The 18,855-nt window shown below is 67.1% G+C and carries 21 protein-coding genes; 4 read left to right on the forward strand and 17 right to left on the reverse strand.

Translation table 11 applies throughout. The features are described 5' to 3' along the window. Positions 1 to 65: 65 nt before the first annotated feature. The 17 genes from AC07DS_RS45800 to AC07DS_RS45880 form a co-directional block, all read right to left on the reverse strand. The gene (locus AC07DS_RS45800) at positions 66 to 494 is read right to left on the reverse strand and encodes a hypothetical protein (protein ID WP_479154659.1); all 429 of its coding nucleotides are present in this window, start codon (positions 492 to 494) and stop codon (positions 66 to 68) included. 257 nt (positions 495 to 751) lie between these two features. Continuing rightward, positions 752 to 1,315, reverse strand: coding sequence for a hypothetical protein (locus tag AC07DS_RS45805; RefSeq protein WP_479154660.1), 564 nt, complete (start codon positions 1,313 to 1,315; stop codon positions 752 to 754). Positions 1,316 to 1,427: 112 nt separating this feature from the next. Then, a complete protein-coding gene (locus AC07DS_RS45810) occupies positions 1,428 to 1,802 on the reverse strand; it encodes a hypothetical protein (RefSeq protein ID WP_479154661.1) in 375 nt (124 codons plus the stop codon). Further along, on the reverse strand, positions 1,799 to 2,374 hold the full coding sequence (locus AC07DS_RS45815) for an HAD domain-containing protein (RefSeq protein WP_479154662.1): 576 nt from the start codon (positions 2,372 to 2,374) through the stop codon (positions 1,799 to 1,801). Before AC07DS_RS45815 ends, AC07DS_RS45810 begins: the two co-directional genes overlap by 4 nt. Further along, positions 2,371 to 3,411 (reverse strand): hypothetical protein, encoded by a 1,041-nt coding sequence (locus AC07DS_RS45820; protein ID WP_479154663.1) that lies wholly within the window; start codon positions 3,409 to 3,411, stop codon positions 2,371 to 2,373. The genes AC07DS_RS45815 and AC07DS_RS45820 overlap by 4 nt, the downstream gene beginning before the upstream one ends. After that, positions 3,408 to 4,250 carry a hypothetical protein gene (locus AC07DS_RS45825; RefSeq protein WP_479154664.1) on the reverse strand — a complete coding sequence of 281 codons (843 nt, stop codon included), beginning with the start codon at positions 4,248 to 4,250 and terminating at the stop codon, positions 3,408 to 3,410. Before AC07DS_RS45825 ends, AC07DS_RS45820 begins: the two co-directional genes overlap by 4 nt. Positions 4,251 to 4,770: 520 nt before the next feature. Beyond that, positions 4,771 to 5,175 carry a hypothetical protein gene (locus AC07DS_RS45830; protein ID WP_479154665.1) on the reverse strand — a complete coding sequence of 135 codons (405 nt, stop codon included), beginning with the start codon at positions 5,173 to 5,175 and terminating at the stop codon, positions 4,771 to 4,773. Positions 5,176 to 5,306: 131 nt separating this feature from the next. After that, positions 5,307 to 5,870 carry a hypothetical protein gene (locus tag AC07DS_RS45835; RefSeq protein ID WP_479154666.1) on the reverse strand — a complete coding sequence of 188 codons (564 nt, stop codon included), beginning with the start codon at positions 5,868 to 5,870 and terminating at the stop codon, positions 5,307 to 5,309. 189 nt (positions 5,871 to 6,059) lie between these two features. After that, entirely contained in the window at positions 6,060 to 6,989 is a 930-nt protein-coding gene (locus AC07DS_RS45840; RefSeq protein ID WP_479154667.1) for a hypothetical protein, read from the reverse strand. A 304-nt stretch (positions 6,990 to 7,293) separates the two neighbouring features. Then, positions 7,294 to 7,824: a hypothetical protein gene (locus tag AC07DS_RS45845; RefSeq protein ID WP_479154668.1), complete on the reverse strand. Its 531-nt coding sequence runs from the start codon at positions 7,822 to 7,824 to the stop codon at positions 7,294 to 7,296. 95 nt (positions 7,825 to 7,919) lie between these two features. Further along, entirely contained in the window at positions 7,920 to 8,369 is a 450-nt protein-coding gene (locus tag AC07DS_RS45850; RefSeq protein WP_479154669.1) for a hypothetical protein, read from the reverse strand. Between the two features lie 594 nt (positions 8,370 to 8,963). Continuing rightward, positions 8,964 to 9,236, reverse strand: a complete 273-nt coding sequence (locus AC07DS_RS45855; protein ID WP_479154670.1) for a hypothetical protein — start codon at positions 9,234 to 9,236, stop codon at positions 8,964 to 8,966. A 171-nt stretch (positions 9,237 to 9,407) separates the two neighbouring features. Next, positions 9,408 to 9,821: a hypothetical protein gene (locus AC07DS_RS45860; protein ID WP_479154671.1), complete on the reverse strand. Its 414-nt coding sequence runs from the start codon at positions 9,819 to 9,821 to the stop codon at positions 9,408 to 9,410. Between the two features lie 935 nt (positions 9,822 to 10,756). Beyond that, the gene (locus tag AC07DS_RS45865; protein WP_479154672.1) at positions 10,757 to 11,083 is read right to left on the reverse strand and encodes a hypothetical protein; all 327 of its coding nucleotides are present in this window, start codon (positions 11,081 to 11,083) and stop codon (positions 10,757 to 10,759) included. A 759-nt stretch (positions 11,084 to 11,842) separates the two neighbouring features. Then, a complete protein-coding gene (locus AC07DS_RS45870) occupies positions 11,843 to 12,175 on the reverse strand; it encodes a hypothetical protein (protein ID WP_479154673.1) in 333 nt (110 codons plus the stop codon). A 102-nt stretch (positions 12,176 to 12,277) separates the two neighbouring features. After that, positions 12,278 to 12,817 (reverse strand): hypothetical protein, encoded by a 540-nt coding sequence (locus AC07DS_RS45875; RefSeq protein ID WP_479154674.1) that lies wholly within the window; start codon positions 12,815 to 12,817, stop codon positions 12,278 to 12,280. 97 nt (positions 12,818 to 12,914) lie between these two features. Continuing rightward, positions 12,915 to 13,448 carry a hypothetical protein gene (locus AC07DS_RS45880; RefSeq protein ID WP_479154675.1) on the reverse strand — a complete coding sequence of 178 codons (534 nt, stop codon included), beginning with the start codon at positions 13,446 to 13,448 and terminating at the stop codon, positions 12,915 to 12,917. A gap of 635 nt (positions 13,449 to 14,083) precedes the next feature. Here AC07DS_RS45880 and AC07DS_RS45885 point away from each other — a divergent pair. The 4 genes from AC07DS_RS45885 to AC07DS_RS45900 all read left to right on the forward strand — a co-directional run bounded on the left by AC07DS_RS45885 (position 14,084) and on the right by AC07DS_RS45900 (position 18,232). Next, positions 14,084 to 15,361, forward strand: coding sequence for an MFS transporter (locus tag AC07DS_RS45885; protein WP_479154676.1), 1,278 nt, complete (start codon positions 14,084 to 14,086; stop codon positions 15,359 to 15,361). 898 nt (positions 15,362 to 16,259) lie between these two features. Further along, complete coding sequence (locus tag AC07DS_RS45890; RefSeq protein ID WP_479154677.1) at positions 16,260 to 17,255, forward strand: hypothetical protein; 996 nt, start codon at positions 16,260 to 16,262, stop codon at positions 17,253 to 17,255. Positions 17,256 to 17,412: 157 nt separating this feature from the next. After that, positions 17,413 to 17,889, forward strand: coding sequence for a hypothetical protein (locus tag AC07DS_RS45895; RefSeq protein WP_479154678.1), 477 nt, complete (start codon positions 17,413 to 17,415; stop codon positions 17,887 to 17,889). Further along, positions 17,846 to 18,232, forward strand: coding sequence for a hypothetical protein (locus AC07DS_RS45900; protein WP_479154679.1), 387 nt, complete (start codon positions 17,846 to 17,848; stop codon positions 18,230 to 18,232). Before AC07DS_RS45895 ends, AC07DS_RS45900 begins: the two co-directional genes overlap by 44 nt. Positions 18,233 to 18,855: the final 623 nt, after the last annotated feature.

Below are 18,855 nucleotides of genomic sequence, written 5' to 3' on the forward strand. Positions count from 1 at the left end.
GCCCGGCCGTCGGGCCGGGCGCGCCACGGCGTGTTCATCGGCCCACGGCGGCCGGGGCGGTGAGGTCAGCCGACGGCGGCGGCCAGTTCCCGAAGCAGGTTGAGGGCCGGGCGCGAGGCGAGTTCACCGCGCCGGGCGCGCTCCAGCTGGTCAGTCTCGGCCGGGCGGGCGGCGGCCTGCTCGGCGTCCTGCTGTGCCTTGAACTTCTGCACGGCCAGCGTGACGGCTTCCTTGCGGGTGGCGATGTTGTCGGCGCGCAGCACCAGGAACGTCCCGGCCTTCGTGGTGGTCGTGGTCTCGGCGTAGCGGACGACCCAGCGGCGCTTCATCCCCCCGCCGGACAGGGGAAGGGACAGCATCGCGTGAACGAACAGGGTGACGCCGTGTGCTTCGAAGTCGTGGCCGGTGACGTCCTCGGTGGTGCCGAAGGGGGCGCCCGACGTGACGAACGCGCGGGACTTCTTCGTGAGCTTGGGGTTGGTGGTGTCGGTCACCGGTAGTTCCTTCCAGGTGGTGGGGTGATCCCGCGAGTGCGGGCGGTTGAGTGCTCCCCGGCCCGACTCGATCGGCCCGGGGAGCTGCTGTGGCGGGGGCTGAGCGATGCTCTAGAAGGGAGGGCAGCACTGCGGCGTGCAGACAGCCGCGTGTGCTTCCGCCCCGGCCTCGGCGCGGGCCCGCTCCGCCTCGGCCCGGGCCGCCGCCTTCGTGCGCCGCTTCACACACGGCCGGTTGTCGCACGGCCGGTGGCCGATCACGCCACCGTGGACGCGTGGAAAATCTCGATGACGCCGTGGTCCTCGCACCAGGAACACAGCGGCGCCGGGGCGTGCAGGTTTACGCCGTCCACGCATCCGGTCCGGTTGGACGAGTCGTACCAAGCGCCCTGCCCATCGGCCTCGATCCACTCGATACCGCGCCCGCAGTGCAGACACACGCGCTCAGGCTCGGGGGCCTGCACGCCCAGGAACGCGGCGACGGCTTCCGCGCACGCCTCGGCCTGCGCCACCGGCCGCGCGTTGTCGTCGGAGAACCCGTCATACACGAAGCGGGTGTTCGTCTCGTCGGTGACGACGGCGGCCACGGCCATCAGCTCACCGCGCGGGATGTCGTAGTGGGTGGCGCCGTTACACGAGGCGGCGTGGATCCACACCCGCGCCCGACCAGGAACCTCGGCGACCAGGTACTCATGCGGCAGCATCGACCACGGCTTGTCTACGCGGACGCTGGTAACGCCGTGGCGGGTCAGTGCATCGCGCAGGAGTACGCCCATGTGAAGGTCGGTACCGGGGCGGGTGCGGGTCAGTACGGCGGCCATGTGATCGCTCCTTGTTCGTTCGGTCTGGCGGGGGGCGTTGAACCGCCCTGCTGTGGGTGTCGGGGCGGAGCGGCTCAGGGGGTTGTCACCACCCCGCCCCAACACCAACAAACTATGCTTTTAAGCAACTTGATTCAATAGATGTTGTGGGTGGCTGCCCGAGCTTTCTAGGCAGACAGAGACAGGAGCAGGGGCGTGCAGCGTCAGCCCCAAGACCACCACCCCCTTCTTGCCGCTTCCCGGTGACGAGTGCCAGCGACGCCCTGATCAACTCGGCGTCCGAGCGCGGATCCTCCCGCCAGCGCAGGATCGAGCAGCCGGACACCGACCCTTCGTCGATCTCGTGCAGTGTCGGCTCCTGCGCCCACGCTCGGTCCTGCCAGCCGTCCGGTGGCGGCGTGGCCCCACCGCGGTCGTTGTCAGGCCAGGTGACGCGCACGACGCGCTCCGCGATGTCGGCGGTGAACACCTTGGTCTGTTCGGTCATTGGTGTGCTCCGGGTGTGTTGTGGGTGCTGATGCTTGTTGCCCAGTCGGCGAGCACGGCGAAGTCGTCTTCCGTCAGGCCCTTACGCGGGTCCACCCAGTGCAGCAGGGCCGGGCCCGGGTGGTGACGGTCCACGTACGCGCGGTCGACGTCGCTGATCTGGTCGTCCACCCATACGAACGGCCGTCCGGCCGCGTACGCGACGATCGGCCACGTCTTGACATAGGTGCCGTCGGGCCGGACCGTCCACTGGTCGCCGAACTCGATGACGGGAAGATCCTGGTCGCGGGGGAATCCGATGCGCCAGCCGATCCAGTCGTTGGCGTCGTGTTCCCACGTCGTGGCCCACACCAGTTCGTAGGGCAGCGCCATCAGCGCGGGACCGTGCGCGGGGTTCAGCCACACCCGCAGCGGCTTCACACGGTGCTCGGGCAAGCCGCCGTGCTGGGCTATCCAGTTGTCCGGCTTCATCCGGTGCGTCTGGTAGCCGGGCGGACGGCGGTGCGGCGGCGCACCGAACGGGTTCAACGGCCCGTCCACGTCCAGCAGGAGCAACGGCCTGGCGTCCGTCATCGTCCACCCTCCTCTCCGGGCATGAACGCGGTGCAGTCCTCGGTGGTCAGATCGACGGTGAGTTCCGTGTCGACGTCCGGGCGTATCACCTGGGCGAGTGTGCCAAGGGCCGCCGACAGCACCGCGTCGTCCAAGTCGACTACCTCGTAGGGATCGTTGTGACCGTCGGCGTACAGCTCCACGTCGTGGGTGTCGTAATCGGCGTGCCCCATACCGAGGCGGCCGAAGTCCCCGGCGCTGAAGACGGCGTTCGTGTACTGGCGGCCGGCGCCCGGCACCAGGATCCGCACCCGGCGGGCGACCGTACGCCGCAGTGCGGCTTCCTCGGCCTCTGCGGCGGTCTTCCGCAGCTCGGTCAGCATCGCCAGGCCCACGCCGTCCAAGAGGCGGCGCAGTGCCGCCTTGCGGGCCCGTGCGCGCGCTCCGTCGGCGGCGACCTGGGCGCAGCACTGGACGCGCCAGCACACGCACCGCCCGCAGTCCAGGCAGTCCTGGACCCGGTCGCAGCCGCACCGGCAGTCGAACGGGCGGCACCAGGCGCCGTGTTCCGTTTCCGGTGTGGCGGGGATCGCGGCCAGGGAACGGGACAGCTCGGTGAAGTCGCGGTCGCTCTCCAAGAGTTCGGCCGCCGCCGTGTGGCCGGTGTTGCGGAGCATCGCGGCCAGGTCGGTGCAGGTCTCCCGCCGGACCACGAGAGCGAACGCCTCGACCTGCACACCGACGAGCAGCGGAAAGGAATCCGGCGCATCGGGGGCGGGGGTGTCGGGGAGTTCCTGCCGCAGGACGGTGGCCGTGGCGCTGGTCTGTTCGATCTGGTGGAAGTGCTTGTTGATGAGGCGTTGAGCGGTGGAGCGCAGGGCCTCGTCGGGGATCTCTTCCAGGGAGTGAACCGTCCGGGCGGGGCCGGTGGTGGGGCCGTGGCAGTCCGTGGCCTGCGGGCTGCCGTCGTTGGTTCGGAGGGCGAGGACGGTGAGGGGACCGTCGGGGCAGACGCGGATGGTCCAGCCGGGGGGCAGGGCGCGATCAGTCAAAGTCATCGTTGGTGTCCTTGTGTGTTGAGGGTGTCGGCCGGTCGGGGAGCGGCCATGACTTCCGGGGCGAGGCTCCTGGGCACCTGGCCGGGATCCTGCGGATCGGGACCCGGCCGGTCCGGGCACAGGACGGGGCCAGCCGCCCTGCGCCCGCGTTCAGGTCGGCCCTTCCAGAGGATGCGTCGGCCGCCGAACAGGTAGGGCTCGATACCGGCGTCGTCCAGGACGTGCGCGTCCCGTGCGGCCTGGGCGTATCCCCAACCCGCTGCGAGGCGCTGCGCCGACTCGATGGCCTGCTCGTCGGCGGTGAAGTCCGTGAACTTCTCGGACCACAGGGTGGCCCGGCTCTCACCGTTGCGGCCCTGCGCCTCGTAGCTGTAGGTCACCTTCGCGTCCAGGGAGACCGGCGCGAACCGGGTCCAGAACGGCGGCGTGTAGCGGTTGTCGGCATGGCGGACCTCACCGCCGAGGCTCCGGGCCTCCTCACGGGCCTCCTCGAAAAGGCAGAACGGGTTGGGGATACGGCCCTCGCCGGTGAAGACGTAGAACCTGCCCGGCGACGCGGTCGGCGCCCACGCGACATGCGTCGCAACGATCTCGTTGCTGTAGATCTCCTCGACGCCGGAGAACAAACCGGCCTCGCCGAGGGTGACCGCGCCACCGACGGGATGGGCGTAGGCGCCCAGAATCTGAGCCATCGGGCACCGGCCATCGGTCGTGATCCGTACCGGCATCACCTTCCCCGCGACACCCATGTCCCGCGCGACCTCGGAGTGCGCGATCCGCATGAGGACGGTGTCCCCCGGCGTGACGATGGTCCTGCGGCCCAGAAGAGAAACAGTCACTGATGCCTCCCGGCATAGTCCCAACATGATGCGGCGGGTCCACTGCGGTACATCCCGCGCCCCCTCCAACGCCTGCAAACTATTATTTCGCTGTATTGCATTCAATAGACTGGGAGAGGTTCCCAAAGCGCGTACACGCAGGCCAGGGACCCCAAGGTGGCAGGTACGAACGGAACCGGACCGGCCTCCACTCCCCCCTTTCTGCTGCCTCGCTTTTCCCGCCCGCCAGCCACCCAGCCCCGCTCCCCCAGCTCCGCCAGCAGGGGCCGGTGGCGCTGTTGCGGGAGGCGCACCCGCCGCGAGGGACGACGGGCGCGTCGGCCACCGCGCCCACATCGGAGAATCGGCCGGAAGGGTCCGGTGCGCGCCGTCCGCCGCTTGGCAGACGGCGCAGGTCGGATGCGCCCGGCCCTGTAGGCCGGGGCACGGCGGGGTGGGCGGTCAGTCAATACCTGCAAACTATGCACTGGTCCGATCCTCATTCAATTTCATGCGGCGCTCGCGATACCAATCCGTGCGGTCAGCGAAGGACATACGAGAGCCAGGCCGGCACGTGCAGCGGGCGCAGGGACATATAGCTGGCGGACAGGCGGAGTTCCTCGGCCAGCTCCCCGAGTTCGGCGCCCGTGGCCTCGAAGTCGTCGTGGCCACCAACAAGCGGCACGCCGCTCGGATGCGACTGGGCGTCGAAGGGCAGCACGGAGTAGACGCGGAGTCGAATCGTGGCCGCCTCCCATCCCTCCGACCCAATCTGGCCGTTCGCGCTCGTGCTGCCGAACACGATCCGGTCGGTCCACTCAAGTTCCGTTCCTGCGGGCGGGGTCCACACGTTGGAATAGCGCGGCGGTTCCTCGATCAGGCGGCGGTGCAGCTCCCGGTCATCGCGGGAGACACAGAAGACGAATACACGGGAGAGGGTAGACATGGAAAACCTCCGAAGGCAGGCGAGGCTGCGGAGGCGCGGCAGGCACTCCCTCCGCAGTCGATGGTGCCGACGTGCACATGTTCAAGTCGCTGACTGAGTGAGTGTCCTCGCGCTTGCCGTAACCGTGCTGGTCACAGCCACTCAAAACCAGGTTCGGTGCGGTACCAGCTGAGGAAGCTCTGGGCACGCGACTGGGTGAAGCGGACGGTCAGGGTGCCGGTCTCGGCGAGCTCGCGCTCGATGCCGTCGCTTGCGCTGTCGGACCATGAGGCGATGAGGGTGAGGAGTCGCCCTGCGGACGGACCGTCAGCGGCCAGGGTCATGGTGAGAGCAAGGGCCTGGTGGTCAAGGTCGGTTTCGATCCGGCAGCCGGGAACGGCACGGCGCAGTCGGCCGGTGAGGTAGGACCAGTCAGGTACAGCGTCCGAGAAGTCGTCGGCGTTGGCGCGGACCGTTGCCCGGCGCGCGGCGTAGTTGTCGAGTAGTTCCAGGGCCGCAGCGCGCAGGGCGTCTTCGGTGATCTCGTCCAGAGCGCGGACGGTGAGTTCGGGGCTTCCGACGTCATGACCAGAGTGGAAGCCGATCTCGCAGTCCCTGCCGTCACTGTCGCGCAGGGTCAGCACGGTCAGGTTCAGAGCGGGGTGGAGGTGGATGGTCCAGCCGTCGGGCAGGGCACGGTCGTGAGCGCAGATCATAGGGGTGGCTCCTGTGTTTAGTCGGACCGGTGGCGTTTGGGTCCGTTTCGGTTGACGTGGGGCGTCTTGAAAAGCAGGCGGAATCATTCCCCCGCCACTGGGGCTACGGGCTACGGGTTCACCCACCGCGGTCGGGCAGGTGGCCGGGTGCGGGCGCGCTCCTGGCCGGGGCGCGCCCGGGAAATGTCGTCAGGCGACGGTGACGCCCAGCGATTCCTTGAGGTGTGCGATGTGGCCCGCGGCCTCGGCCGTACTCGTCGTGGACCAGTAGCCCACATCGATCTGTTCGCCATCGCAGTGCAGGGTCCAGCTCCACCCTTCACGCTCCGGGCAGAACACTTCGAGATGGAGTCGCTCGGAGAGGGGCACCACGGCCACCCAGCAGGTGGAGCCGGTGTTGGCGGTGTCCGCCTCGACGCCGATCTCCCGCAGGCGGGCGGCCATGCGGGCAGCGAGCTCGGCCTCGCCGACGCGGCGGTCGGCGCCGTCGCCGTCGACGTCGACGTCGACGGGGAGCCCAGAATCGTTGCGGTACCAGTTGAGGAAGGCCCGGGTGCGGTTGGCATCCAGGGTGACGGTGAGGGTGGTCGTGGAATCAAGGTCGGTGGTGACGCCGTCGGGCAGCTCGTCGTCCGCGGCCCGGGCGGCGGGGGGCCAGGCTGCAAGGAGAGTGAGGAGCCGGCCAGCGGCGGTTCCGGTCGCGGCCAGCATCAGGCTGAGGCGGCCGGTCTCGTCGTCGCGGTAGGCGTCGGTGCGGCAGTCGGGGACCGCGCGACGCAACCGGGTAGTGAGGGCATCGAAGTCAGGGATCGCCTGGCGCATCGCGGCGGCGTCGGCCTGGGTCTGGGCAAGGCGTTCGAAGTAGCTGTTGAGGAGCGCTTGCGCGGCGTCCCGCAGGGACGCGGGGACCTTGTCCAGGGCGCGGTAGATGTAGGGCGTGGGGAAGTTCTCCAGGGCGCGCAGGATGGTGCGGGCGTCGGGGTGGGCGGGTGGGGCGGTCTGGTCGTGGTAGTCCGTCTGGCAGAACTCTCGGGCGTCGTCGTGGAGGGTGAGGGCGGTCAGACCGTGGGCGGTACGGATGTGGATCGTCCAACCGTCAGGCAGGGCGCTGTCACTCATCGGGTGCTCTCCGGGGCGTTCGAGTGTGTGGGGCTGTACAGGGGCGCTGGATGCTCCGGGCGGCCCGGTCGGGCCGCTTGGAGGGATGGTCCGGCGGAGCAACCCGGCGGGGGCGAGGAGCCGTAGGCGCAGCTAGTGCCGTCGCGTCATCACAGCCACGGGGCGCACCACGAGCGGTGCTCGCTCTCGTACGCGCCACAGCGTGCGCAGGCACTCCCCAGGTGGCTGGCGCGGGCGGCACGTGCCGACGGGTCAGGCCGAGGGCGGTCAGGTGGGCCCGCCCCCGGTCCAGGTCTGGCCGGCGTCAGTGGTCACCGGGGGTGTCCGGGTGCTCGGGGCACGGCCCGTAGGCACCGGGGCGGCCCGGGACAGCCGGGTGCACGTGACGGATACCGGACAAGGAGCAGGCGGTTGCCGGGTGCTGGTCGCAGTGCGTCACACAGGTACAGGCATCCTCGTTCCGGAGGGCCGTCCAAGCCTCGAACTCGCCCTCATCGTGGAAGTCGCCGTGCCAGGGCGCCTCGGGAAGGCCGGTGCGCTGCCAGCCCACGGCTCGCCAGATCCCGCGGTCGGGGTGACGCATGACGTGCTCGACTCGGAAGTAGCGGACGTCCTCGGGTGCGGTGAAGCCGTCACCGAGGACGTACGTCGAGCCGGGGACGAAGAAGTCCTCGGGGACCGCGCCGGTGCTGCGCACGATGCGGTCCAGCAGGGTGCGGGCGTGCAGCAGGTTCCTTCGGGCGGACAGTGGTGCACCGTCCTGGTCATAGGTCTCGGCAAGGTCGATGGCGTTCTTGACCGGGGTGAGGTCGAAACGGCCGGGCGTGCTGTTCAAGGGTTCTCCTGGTGTCGGCGGCGGGATGCCGGGGTGGTGCTGGGATGGGGCAACGGCAGGGCCGGGCCGTGCCGTTGCCCCATCGTGGAGTTCGGTCAGGCGAAGTGGCGTTCGGCGGCGGAGGATGTCAGGTACACGCCCGCGCGGGGCGCGTCCGTGTCGGGCCGGGCGAGCGGCTCAGTGAGGATGCGGCCATGACGGTTCACCCACCGGCCGTCGTCGACGGCCTGGGTGAACACCTGCGTGCGGCCTCGCAGGAGGCGCGAGACGTGCCCGGTGGCGGGGGCGTATCGGACGTCCAGGAGGTATCCGGCGGCGATGAGCCAGTCCGTGAGAACCTCGGCGTCCTCGACGGTGATGCTGAACGTGCAGGCGAGGGCTCCTTCGACCGCGTTGCGGCCGTGGAAGGCGTCCCAGGAGAAGGTGCCGCCCAGGTAGCGCATGGCCTCCTCGGGCGTGGGCAGCCCGGCCGGCGTGTAGGGATTGGCGGGGCTGCCGTTCACTGAGCGGGAGTGGCTTTCGGTGGTGTGGGCGTCGACGGACACGCGGCATCTTCCCTTCGGGTGGTGGAGGTGAGCGGAACTCGCTATTGGCCGCAAACTATGATGTGAGTAGAAGGCATTCAATAGACGGCGGATGCTCGTCTGCGGGCGGGCTGGGGGCCTGGTGCGGGATGCGCGCGGGCTGACGATCCGCAGCGTCCCGGGCGCAGAAGCCTAGAATTCCCGGGGGTGGTGCGGTGGTTACGTAGCGCCTGCGAGGCCGGTCGGTCCTGGCGCGGATCTTGAGGTTGGCCGCGTGCGGCTCCGCGCTATTCCGGCAGAGGAGCATCCACAGCTGAGGGACAGGCCCACCGGGAAGTCATCGTGCACCAGCCGCGCGGCGTGGCCGATGGCTTGCTCGGCGCGGGCGACGTGGGTCGGATCCGGCTCGCGCCGTACCCGATCCAGCCAGCGCGCCGTCCAGCATGCCGTGGTGCCCGTCGCGGGTGATCTTCTCCAGTCGCAGCGGGCTGATCGGCGTGAACATCGACGGCGGTGCGGGCGGTAGCCCTCGGTGCAGCCCGTGTGGGAAGTACCGAGGCTGTGGGTTGGCCGGGCGCGTCAGGGACAGATGTTGCCTGGCCTGGAGTCACGGAGTCATCCGGCAGACACGGGGGTGAGGGTGATCTTGGCGGGGTCTACGCGGTCATCCCACACGGGGTTCTCCTGGCTGTCCACCCAGATGTCGTGCCCATCGCGGGTGCGTGTACGGAAGAGGGTGCTGCCCCGGTAGGTGGCGAGGTCGCCCGGTTGCCAGCCTGGGGTCAGCACTGTGAGGTCGCTCAGGGCGTCGTGGTCAGGCAGCTCGGTGCCGTTGTCCAGCGTGATGGTGCCGCCGTAGTTGGTCTTGACGCGGGCAGTGAAGACCACGCGTATGAGCGCACCCGCTCTGAGGGCGTCGCGTGTGCTCTTGGCAGGGTGGCCGAGGAATTCCTCATCGTGGTGCACGGGCCCCATGAGCTGGTCGTGGGTCCAGTCGCTTGCCGTGATGAGTTGGGTGAGGATTGGGTCGCGGTCGGTGTCCCAGTCCAGGACCGTGTTCTAGTCGATGCGGGGCTCTCCATGGGCAAGCTGATGCAGAGCGTCGAGTACGACATAGGTGGCCAGGTCTGGCCGGAAGAGGGCGTTGGCCTGCGGCTGGTCAAGGTTGAGCGCGCTGGCTGCGGCCGAGTATGCGTCGGTGATGTCGCCCTCGTCGTCTTCGGCCAGCACGGAAGCCTGACTGACCTCCGCGTAGTCGCCCGATCGGCTGTTCAGCAGGGTGTGGCCACCGAGGAACGCAGCCCACCCTGCTACGCCGAGGCGAGTGATTCCGGCGGCAGGGTCACTTTCAGGCATCTCACCGGGGGCGAGTTGGGCGTGAGGGCCGTTCATCGCGGCGCCGGTTTCGTAATTGGCAGGGTGGTTCAAGATGTGGTCGCGGACTCGCCGGGCGAGGTCGGCGTTGGGCTGCATGTGTGTGAATCCCTTCGGATGCCTGCTAGGAATTTCGTGTTGCGAGCCGGTGGCGCACACCGGTCTCTGAAACTGGAAACTATGTTGTGACTGATAGTCATTCAATAGATGCATCAGGGCGACAATTTCGTCGCATTGGATCACCTCGTCCGTCGCGCGGAGTCAGACCGGACGGCGGGCGAGGTGGATGCGCGGGCCAGACGGCTACCACCCTCGCGGCCGGGGGGAGGGCCGGACAGGCCGACCAGATGGAGAGCCCATCAACCTCTGTGACGGTGACTTGCCTGCACGTCCTCCAGGGCCACGGTGTCTCGGTGATGACGGCGAGGCAGTCCAAGCCGACGAGGGCTCAGGCGAGTTCGTGCGCCTAGACTCCGTCGGCAGCCAAACGAGCACGGGTGCTCTTCGCTGTTCTCCGGGTGGTCCGCGTCAACAGTCCAGTGCCGGCCGTTGCGTTCCTGCTCTGCGGCGTCAAGGGCTCGGAAGACCTCTTCGCTGGCATGTCGTCCTATCTAGTCGATCAGTACCTGTTCGGGTCGGAATCGATGGGGCTGTGGGGAGCCTTCTGCGCGGGCACTGTGGGTTCCTATTGTGCTGCCGGACTTGGCCGATCGCCGCGGCGCACTGTCGGGGACGCAGGACGGCGCGAGTCCCCCGACCGTGAGCCGGTGGGCAGAGACGGTCTGAAGGCCCGTCTTCCAGACCGGCACAGCCAGTGGTGGCATCGGCGAGCAAGGTCCGGCCGGGAAAGTGCCTTGCCGGGGACCTCGAGCCTTGAGGTGGGCTTCGCTCATCGCGTACTCGATGTTCGCGCTTGCCCGGGCGCGTGGGTGATCCCAGTTGTGATCACGCGGGTGCTTCAGGCGCCGCTGGCCGTGTCGATTCGCCCGGGTGGGCGCTGCTCGCTTCGCTCGCTTGCAGTGCCAGCGCGCCGCTCAGGTCGTTGCGGCCATAGCGGTGTCCAGACCATAGGGGTCGAGGATTGCGTCCCAGTCAATGGCATCAGCTCCGTTGGCCAGTTGGTCGAGGGCGTCGAGTGCGGCGGCGCGTGTCAGGCCGGGCGAGAAGAGCTGGGCTGCATCGAGTGCATCGAGGCTCAGCGCGTCGATGGCCTGCTGCGGCGTGGCTTTGGCGTGCCCGCCGCCGGCCTGGCCGTTGAGGGCTCGCGCCTCGCGGAGGGTCACGAGGGCCAGGTTCTCAGTCGCGGTGACGTCGCCGTGCAGGTGGGCGTGGACGCGTCGTGCGAGCGTGGTGTTCGGCATCGGTGGACTCCTCTATTGCGTCAGGTGATTTGGGTAGCGGTTCGCTTGGGTCGAGGCCAGTCGGCCCTACGGCTCACGGCCCAGGCCTCACGGGGGTGCCCTGGCAGGAGGACGGAGGTATGTGTGGCTGGGTAGGCGGTCTCGGTGGTGGAGAGGTGTTTCTGGATCGTTGAAGTGGCGGAAGCGGTGGGGGCGGAGGAGCTGATGTACGGAGGTGCTCGGCCCGACTATGGGAGGCCTGCGCGGAATCTCGTGCGAGCGCTGCCAATCGAGCGGCCCCGGGCGCCTGCGCGGGACTGGCAGGTTGAGGCCCAGGCGCGCGCCGCTGGGGCTGGATGGTCTGCACTAGCTTCACGTCGGGGAGGGCGAGTCGTGCAGCTGCCCGTTCGTATACCTCGGCCTGCCGCCGGGGGCCGACGGCCAGGACTTGAAGCCGCGGCCTGCGGTCGGTGTCCTGTGGGGCGTCGGACGGGGGGAGGAAGCGGTAGACGATGCGGTACCGGGGAGCCTGCTGGTTGAGGCGACGACCGACGTCGTGTTCCTGGAGGTCGAAGTAGAGCTTCCAGCAGTTGCGAAGTTCGGCCGGCCAGGAGGACAGCTTCTTCAGCCGTCTTCCTCGAATTTCCTCGGCGGCGAGCTGTCCGATGCGGATGAGTGCGATTCTCTGCAGTTGAACGTCGCGGAGGGCCGCGATGTCAGCGCCGACCTGCGGGAGGTGGTGGCTTCGGTAGCGGTCTCCTCGCATCGTGCTGGCCTCCGTCAGCCGGGCCGGTCCTCATCGGCGTGGCCAAGATCCCGCAGCAGCTCTGCTGCGTTCTCCGGGTCGTGGGCCGCCACAAGCCGCGTGAGTTGCTCAAGGCTGATGCCTTCTTCCCCGGCCTCGGCAACTCGTTTGCCAGCGAGGTCGACAATGTCGGCGTTGTCGATGCGTTCAGCTCGGAGTAGCGCCACGGCCATCGGCAGGGGCATGAGAACGGCCGCAGGCTCGCCGTCTTCGGTAGTGACGATCTCGGGTTGCGCCCGGTCAGGGTTCGCAACGAACCCATCTATGACCGCTCGCAGGTTCTCTTGCAGCCATGCAATGCTTGCCACTTCGGCTCCTTCAACATCACTTAGGGTAAGGATGCTCCCAGTGTTCACGGGGGTTGCGGGGCGGCTGATGATACGGGGATCTTGGCGCCTCTGGCGGTGCGCTCAGAATGGGATGAACTCCGAGCAGTTCACGCCGAGGAGCCTGTGCTCGTGGTGCAGGTGTGCTTCACAGGCGGCGCACCTGCCGTCGGGCAGGCTGTCGGGCGCGCCACAGGATGTGGCGTCACACACTGCGCAAGGCAGGTTTGCCGGGGCGAGCGGCGACACCTTAATGAGGAGGCGGCCTGCGATCATCTCGGCCCCGAGATCGACGAGGCCGGCGATGACGGCGTCGAGTATGGGGGTGTGTTCCGTGTCCAGGGTCAGCGCCCGGACGCCTCCGCCGTCGTAGTGGAGCACGAATTGTCCGGGCCGGTCGGGCTGGACCAGTGCACGCACCAGGCCTGTCTGGGGAGGGTTTGGCGGCTGTAGGAGATCACGTAGTGCGCTTGCGGCAGCAGCCTGTCGGCGCGCGACGAGTACCTTGGTGACGTGTGCCCTGATGATGGCCAGTTCAGTGTCGCTTCGGTCCTCCAGGCGCTGCAGATGGGCTTCCGCGAGTGTGCTGGAGGTGACGCGGTGCGGCGGAATCGGCAGGTTCATCGGTGTTCCTCTGGTCGGGCCCGGGCGCCGCGGTCGCGCTGCCCGGGCTCTGCGTGCGGGGTGCTGACTTCGCGATGGGTTCGCGAAGTACGTTGGGTCAGGTATGCAGACGGGGTGCAGTCTGGGCCTGTGCCTCTTGGCTGATGAGGACCTCCCACTGCCTTCCCGTGACAGCAGCCAGGTCGACGGCCTCCCCCGCGGCGGACCGTTGGAGCAGACCGTCGGCGGTGGCCACAGAAAGCCACACACGGCCGTCATCGTCACAGTTCAGGGAGTCGTCAGGCTCCGGGAACGGCCCGAGGGTCGGGTGGTGGAGATTGAGCTCCCCCATGACCTGTATTCCGTCGGCATAGCCGATGCCGCTCCAGAAGCGCCAGGACGCTCCCGGCGCGCGCTCGATCAGGGAGCGCACCATGATCGTGTGGGCGAACTCGCCACTGTCCGCAGCCTCGTCGGTCCCGCCGGGAAACATGTCGCAGGTGTACAGGGAGTCGTCGCGGAGCTGTGGAGGCATGGAGGGGGCGGGAGCCTCACGGAACCCACAATCGGTCAGCAATGCGTGCAGTTGCGGCTGCTCGTCGGCCGGGCAGGTCGCCAGGTGCAGGTAGGCGCGGCGGCTTTCAATTCCCATGGGGTCATTCCTTGGCGTGAGGTGGTGATGCGGCGGCCCGCGCAGCAGGGGTGGGGTCGCACGGGGTGATGTGGGGGCGGGGTGAACGTAGGGACGCGGCTGGGCGCATTCAAGAGTCTGGGGCGGGAGATCTCCGTGAGCTGGTGCTGGGTGCCGGCCGACGGCTGTGCTCTGAGGAGCTCGCCGCGTGAGGCCGGGCGGGGGCGGCGAGCTCCTGCTGGCCTCTAGCAGCGTGCGTCCCACGTCGTACTGGCTCAGGTCAGGGATGGGGCCGCCGGGTAACGGTATTGCCCAGTTCCAGGCCGGGCGAAGCCTCGCGAGTGAAGAGCGCCTCTGACATCACGGGATCTCCTTCGGGTGAGCTAGCCGCAATCTATGTTTTAAACACTAGTCATTCAATAACTGCCTTCCTGTGATCCGTCCTCCGTCGGACCAGTGACCCTGAAGTACGGCCCGTACAGCGGGACTGAGGCGATGAGCCTTCCCGCCTCACAGGAGCCTCCCAGCTTCCCTGCTTCCACCCCTTGTTGTGATGAGTGCGTTTGGGGAGCGTCGACTACCGCGCTCCCCGACCTCCGGTCCAGGGCCGCACACGCCCAGCCCGTCGCAGTCCCAGTCCGAGGCAAGGAGTGCACGTGAGCAGACCGGACCATCGTCAGAGTTCCAGTGATCGGCCGCTCGACGTCAGCTATGCGCATCTGCTTCGCACGCCATACGCGGCACGTCTGCTGTTCTCTACCCTGGTGGGACGTCTGCCCAATGCAATGGCCCCGGTGAGCCTGCTCCTCGCGGCGCAGGCAGAGCACGGTTCACTCGACTTCGGTGGGGCGCTCTCTGCTGTGTATTTGGTGGCGTTCGCCGTTGGGCAACCAGTCCTCGGTCGCATCGCGGACCGGCGAGGTCCCACCCTCCCGATCGTGGCCGGCGCGATCACCGCCTCCAGCGCACTCGGCGTGCTGGCCGTAACGGGCACTGGCAGCACCGGCCTAAGTGTGTTGCTGGCGGCCGTGGCCGGACTCTCGAATCCGCCCCTGGAGTCGGGGCTGCGGACACTGTGGAAGAGGATTCTCCCTACCCACCCTGAGTATCTCCGCGCCGCGTACGCCCTGGACAACGGCTCACAAGAGGCTGTCTACGTGACAGGCCCTCTGGTAGCCGCGCTGCTGGCCGCTCTTGCCCCTGGAGCCGCGCTTGGTGCGACCGCGGCGGTCGGGTTAGTCGGAGGTCTGTCCCTGGGACTGTCACGGCCTGCTCGTGGGCTGCGGCCCGTCACTGCGGAACGCCATTGGCTCGGTCCACTGCGCAGCCCGGAGGTGCTCGTGCTGCTGGGCGCTCTCGTATGCGCTGGTGGGGCAGTCGGCGCGGTGCGGGTCTGCGCTGCTGCTCAAAGCGAGTCCCTGGGCGTGGCCTGGTTCGCCGGCGCCCTGCCAGCCTTCATGTCCTTCGGTGGCCTTGTCGGAGGGCTCGTCTATGGTGCGCGGGGCTGGCCTGGGGGCCCGTTGAGCCATCTCATGCTGCTGGCCATCGGCCACGTAGCGGCATGGGTGCCGATGCTGTGGGGCCTGGGCGCAGCCCCATCCGCGGCTCTCGTGATCCTTCCGGGGGTGTGCTTCTCGACTCTGGTGTGCGCGGCCTGCCTAGTCATCAACACAGTGGCGCCGACCGGAACAGCCACTGAGGCGTTCGGCTGGCTGATCGCTGCGATCAACTTGGGAATCGCAGCCGGGTCGGCCGCAGCTGGCTGGGCTGACGGCAACTACGGCATTGCGCTCGGGGCCTCCGTCGCCGCCGCGCTGGTTGTGCTCTGCTCTCGCGGCCGGCTTCGCATCCGGGCCGCCGCTGAAACAGCGGCGGCCCATTCAGCGCCGTCTACTCCTCCGGCCAGGAGGCACGACGCGGTCGCGTCGACCTGATGGCCGCGGCCCACGGGGTGGTGCAGGGCCAGTCGCAAGACCGACCCCTCCTCCGCCCTATCCTGTCCTGTCACGCAGCCAGGTCGAGCCGCACAATCGGCACTGGGCCATTGAGCCGCGCGTGGCTGTGGGGCGCTGTGAGCAAGGATCCCGCGGATGCCCTGGGCACGCGCCTGGCGGAAGCAACGGGCCGCGAACCAGCTCTCGGCCGGCGCTTTGACCTCGTCCAGGAGGACGAGCCGGTTCAACTCAAGGGACTCTCGGTACGGGACCTTCTGCGCACCGTGTGACGCGCTTCCCACAGCTCCCGGCGTGTTCTGCCTGTGGATCAATGGACTGACCGAACAGGTGTGCAGGTGCGTCCGAGACGACAGGCGGAGAGCACGAAACTCTTGCGCGGGTGCGGAGGTCTCATGGGGCCTGCAGGCGAGCGGTTGTGGCGATACGTCACTCACCGATGGCCGCCGGCATACGAACGGCTCGAGATGCAGACAGAGGGTCGAAGAAGCACTATGGGAACAGGTAGTCGTTGCGCGCCCCCCGGGGGGGCACAAATACGGGCACCCGGCGCGTAATTCGTCAAGAAGGTCACTTCCCCAGACGACGTGAGCGCGTGATGTGCGACGCCCCCGCGATTGTTGGTTAGCTCGCGGCCCTCATTACGCCTACCGATACAGACCTTTTAATAGTCTGCACAATCTGCGTCCATGGGGGATGAAACTGGCCACACCGAGCGCCGGATCGCCGTCTTCTTCGGAGGGAAAGACCGATGTGGCGAAGCACCTGGCGATTTGTTTCCATAGCTCTGGGATCAGTCTGCGTTCTGGTCGGCGGCTCGACCACCGCTACGGCTTCGACCCCACAGGCAGCGTCCCAAAGCCAGCACAAAGGTGCCTTCTTGGAGCTGCGGCCTAAGGTGGTTGACTGGGAGAATCGTGATTATCGTCTCACATGCGATGACATTGTCGACGAGCCGGTCCAAGCGGCGATCCGTAACGGTAAGGGCATCGTGAAAAGTGGCGACATTGGTGAGTACGATCGCTGGGAGGTCGAGGTTCAGCGGACCGTCCAGGGTAGATTGCCACGCCTCGGCGACGTGACTGCCGTGCTGTTCTATTGCTCCCCTCAGCCGAGCAACTTTTTTATGCAGGAAATGCGCGTCTACCGCACCGATGATGGCAGCGAGATAGGTCGCGCGCCCACCTTCGACGTCTCTGGGTTGCCGCCGCAATACCAGCCAAAGTCCCTAGTTATCAAAAACGGTCGCCTTGCCGCTGCCGTCAAGTTCTACGGACCTGACGACAGCCACGCGGATGGACCCTCGATAATTCGCTATGTCACCTGGACATGGGAAAACGGCCGTTTCGTAACCCACGGGGCGGGCGCGAAGTCGGAGGCTCAAGGCCGGTCTGGGCTGAGCCGTCAGCCCATTACCGTCGATGGAATGGGTCCCCTAAAGATGGGCATGAGCCGGAGTGAAGCGGCGAAAGCAATCGGTATGCCGATCCCGGGGGAGGAAGGCAGAAGAGTCTGTACAGACTTCACTGTGGAAGGAGAGCCAGAGGGGCTCCTCCTACGCTTCACATCGGACCGCCTAGTTGCGATCTACGTCCAACGGCCGGCGACGACAATCGTGACGCTCTCCGGCATCCGTATAGGCAGCACTCGAGACGATGTACTGAATACGTACGACGGCGAGATCACAGCCACCACGCCCGACTACGGCGGTGAAGAGCTGGTCTTCGCGCCATCCTCGCCAGAGTTCGCCGGAAGAGTGATTAGGTTTGGGATGAGCGGCGGTGCAGTAGAAACGTTGATCGCCGGAGAACGTGATTGGACTGTATTCGCCCCTCCTGCGGAATACCCGAATAGAAATTCTGGGGTCGCTGCCTAGTGAAAACTGGAAGTGTGCTGTGGTGGTCGGACTGATGGTCGCCGCCAGGAGACACGTCACGCTTCAATGAGCGTTGAGCGAGCAAATTTTCCGGGTGCTCTGGAGCGCATATTGGTGTGCGTCAAGGCGCGCTCATCGTTATGAGGAGGTGTGTCACATGCTCAGGAAGCTGGCTACTTGCTTTGGGGCAGCAGTTCTCTTCCTCGGTACGGCAATGCCTCAGGCGCTTGCTGGCGCGAGACAGCCAATACCCGGAGATTGCCGAGATCTCTACTTCTTTGGTGGACACGGCCTAGGGGAAGGCGGAGTGGACAACTGGGGGAGCACAGTCCAAGACATATACGACAACTATGTGAGGGGTGTAAATAGCGCTGACCCAGATGTGTCGATTGACGGCGAAGCCATTGCATACCCAAGGACTGAATTTCCTAATTTTGGACCTAAGGAACTCCTAAGGGAATGGATAGCCTCCGAGCGGGACGAGGTTGCGGAAGGCGCCATAGCGCTGAACAAACAGATCACCGACAGGATGGGGATATTGCCGGGGCACAGAACACTATGTTCTCGCCGGATTCTCGCAAGGTGCGTGGGTGATTCACCAATTCTTGAAGGATGCACCCCAGAGTATCGTTAATAAGATCTCGGGGATTGCCGTACTTGGTGACCCCCAGTACACGCGCACTGGAATCATTCCCAAGGTGTTTCCGAACTACCAGATCAAACCCTATTTTCCATCCGGGATTAAATATCAGAGTCTGTGCCTCTCGTATGATCTTCCAGCGGCAGGGCGCGCAGTGAATGACCCAATCTGCCGGTTCTCCCTCAGGGACTTCTTGACAAGAGGGGATGAATCAGACCTCAAGAATTGCGAAGCGGCCACCAAGGGAGTCATTAACGCAGTTTGGTGCCCGCATCTTCTCTATGTTCAGACGGGTGGGGCCAAACGTATCGCTGATTTCCTTGTCAGCGTTAGCTGAGCTGAAAAGACGACGTTATGGGTGGGAGAGTCGCACCGATCACCGATCGAACCGGACGTGAAGTGCCGTACAAGACCAAGGGACGGTGTACTCGCTGACCGGGCGGATGCCGGCTACTCCGCGGGTGCGTGTCGGATTGTGGCCTCGAGCAGTCGACTGCTCTCTACCATCAAGCGTTGGTTGACGTTGCCGGGGGCTGATAGGTCTGCCTCTGTGCGCTGGCTGGCGGCCAGGGCGTCGTCCCGCTGTTTCCGCAGCTCCGCCATCTCGGCATCCCGCGCAGATGGGAGGCCGAGGCCGTCGCGGGCACGGGCACGGAGTTCTTGGACGCGTAGCGCACGGTCTTGGCCCGTGCCTCTTCAAGGTCACGCCGGAAGACGGCGTTCTGTTCGAGGAGCATGCGGTTCTCGACCTCCAGCGCGGCCTCTTTGCGGGCCGAGGCTGCCGCAGCGGCCCGCGGCCGCTGAGGGCGCCGGTCCTTGACAGGCCGGCGGTGCCTGGTGCGTTTCGGAGTGGCGTGCTGCATCAGGCGTGGGGGGGGGGGGGGGGGGGGGGGGGGGGGGGGGGGGGGGGGGGGGGGGGGGGGGGGGGGGGGGGGGGGGGGGGGGGGGGGGGGGGGGGGG

It is taken from the genome of Streptomyces sp. NPDC044064, assembly GCF_056434245.1.

Excerpts from the sequence above, each read along its gene's own strand:
- AC07DS_RS45805 (WP_479154660.1), bottom strand. The coding sequence starts at position 1,315 with ATGGCCGCCGTACTGACCCGCACCCGCCCCGGTACCGACCTTCACATG.
- AC07DS_RS45810 (WP_479154661.1), bottom strand. The coding sequence starts at position 1,802 with ATGACCGAACAGACCAAGGTGTTCACCGCCGACATCGCGGAGCGCGTC.
- AC07DS_RS45815 (WP_479154662.1), bottom strand. The coding sequence starts at position 2,374 with ATGACGGACGCCAGGCCGTTGCTCCTGCTGGACGTGGACGGGCCGTTG.
- AC07DS_RS45830 (WP_479154665.1), bottom strand. The coding sequence starts at position 5,175 with ATGTCTACCCTCTCCCGTGTATTCGTCTTCTGTGTCTCCCGCGATGAC.
- AC07DS_RS45895 (WP_479154678.1), top strand. The coding sequence starts at position 17,413 with ATGCTCAGGAAGCTGGCTACTTGCTTTGGGGCAGCAGTTCTCTTCCTC.
- AC07DS_RS45840 (WP_479154667.1), bottom strand. The coding sequence starts at position 6,989 with ATGAGTGACAGCGCCCTGCCTGACGGTTGGACGATCCACATCCGTACC.
- AC07DS_RS45835 (WP_479154666.1), bottom strand. The coding sequence starts at position 5,870 with ATGATCTGCGCTCACGACCGTGCCCTGCCCGACGGCTGGACCATCCAC.
- AC07DS_RS45865 (WP_479154672.1), bottom strand. The coding sequence starts at position 11,083 with ATGCCGAACACCACGCTCGCACGACGCGTCCACGCCCACCTGCACGGC.
- AC07DS_RS45820 (WP_479154663.1), bottom strand. The coding sequence starts at position 3,411 with ATGACTTTGACTGATCGCGCCCTGCCCCCCGGCTGGACCATCCGCGTC.
- AC07DS_RS45880 (WP_479154675.1), bottom strand. The coding sequence starts at position 13,448 with ATGGGAATTGAAAGCCGCCGCGCCTACCTGCACCTGGCGACCTGCCCG.
- AC07DS_RS45875 (WP_479154674.1), bottom strand. The coding sequence starts at position 12,817 with ATGAACCTGCCGATTCCGCCGCACCGCGTCACCTCCAGCACACTCGCG.
- AC07DS_RS45860 (WP_479154671.1), bottom strand. The coding sequence starts at position 9,821 with ATGCAGCCCAACGCCGACCTCGCCCGGCGAGTCCGCGACCACATCTTG.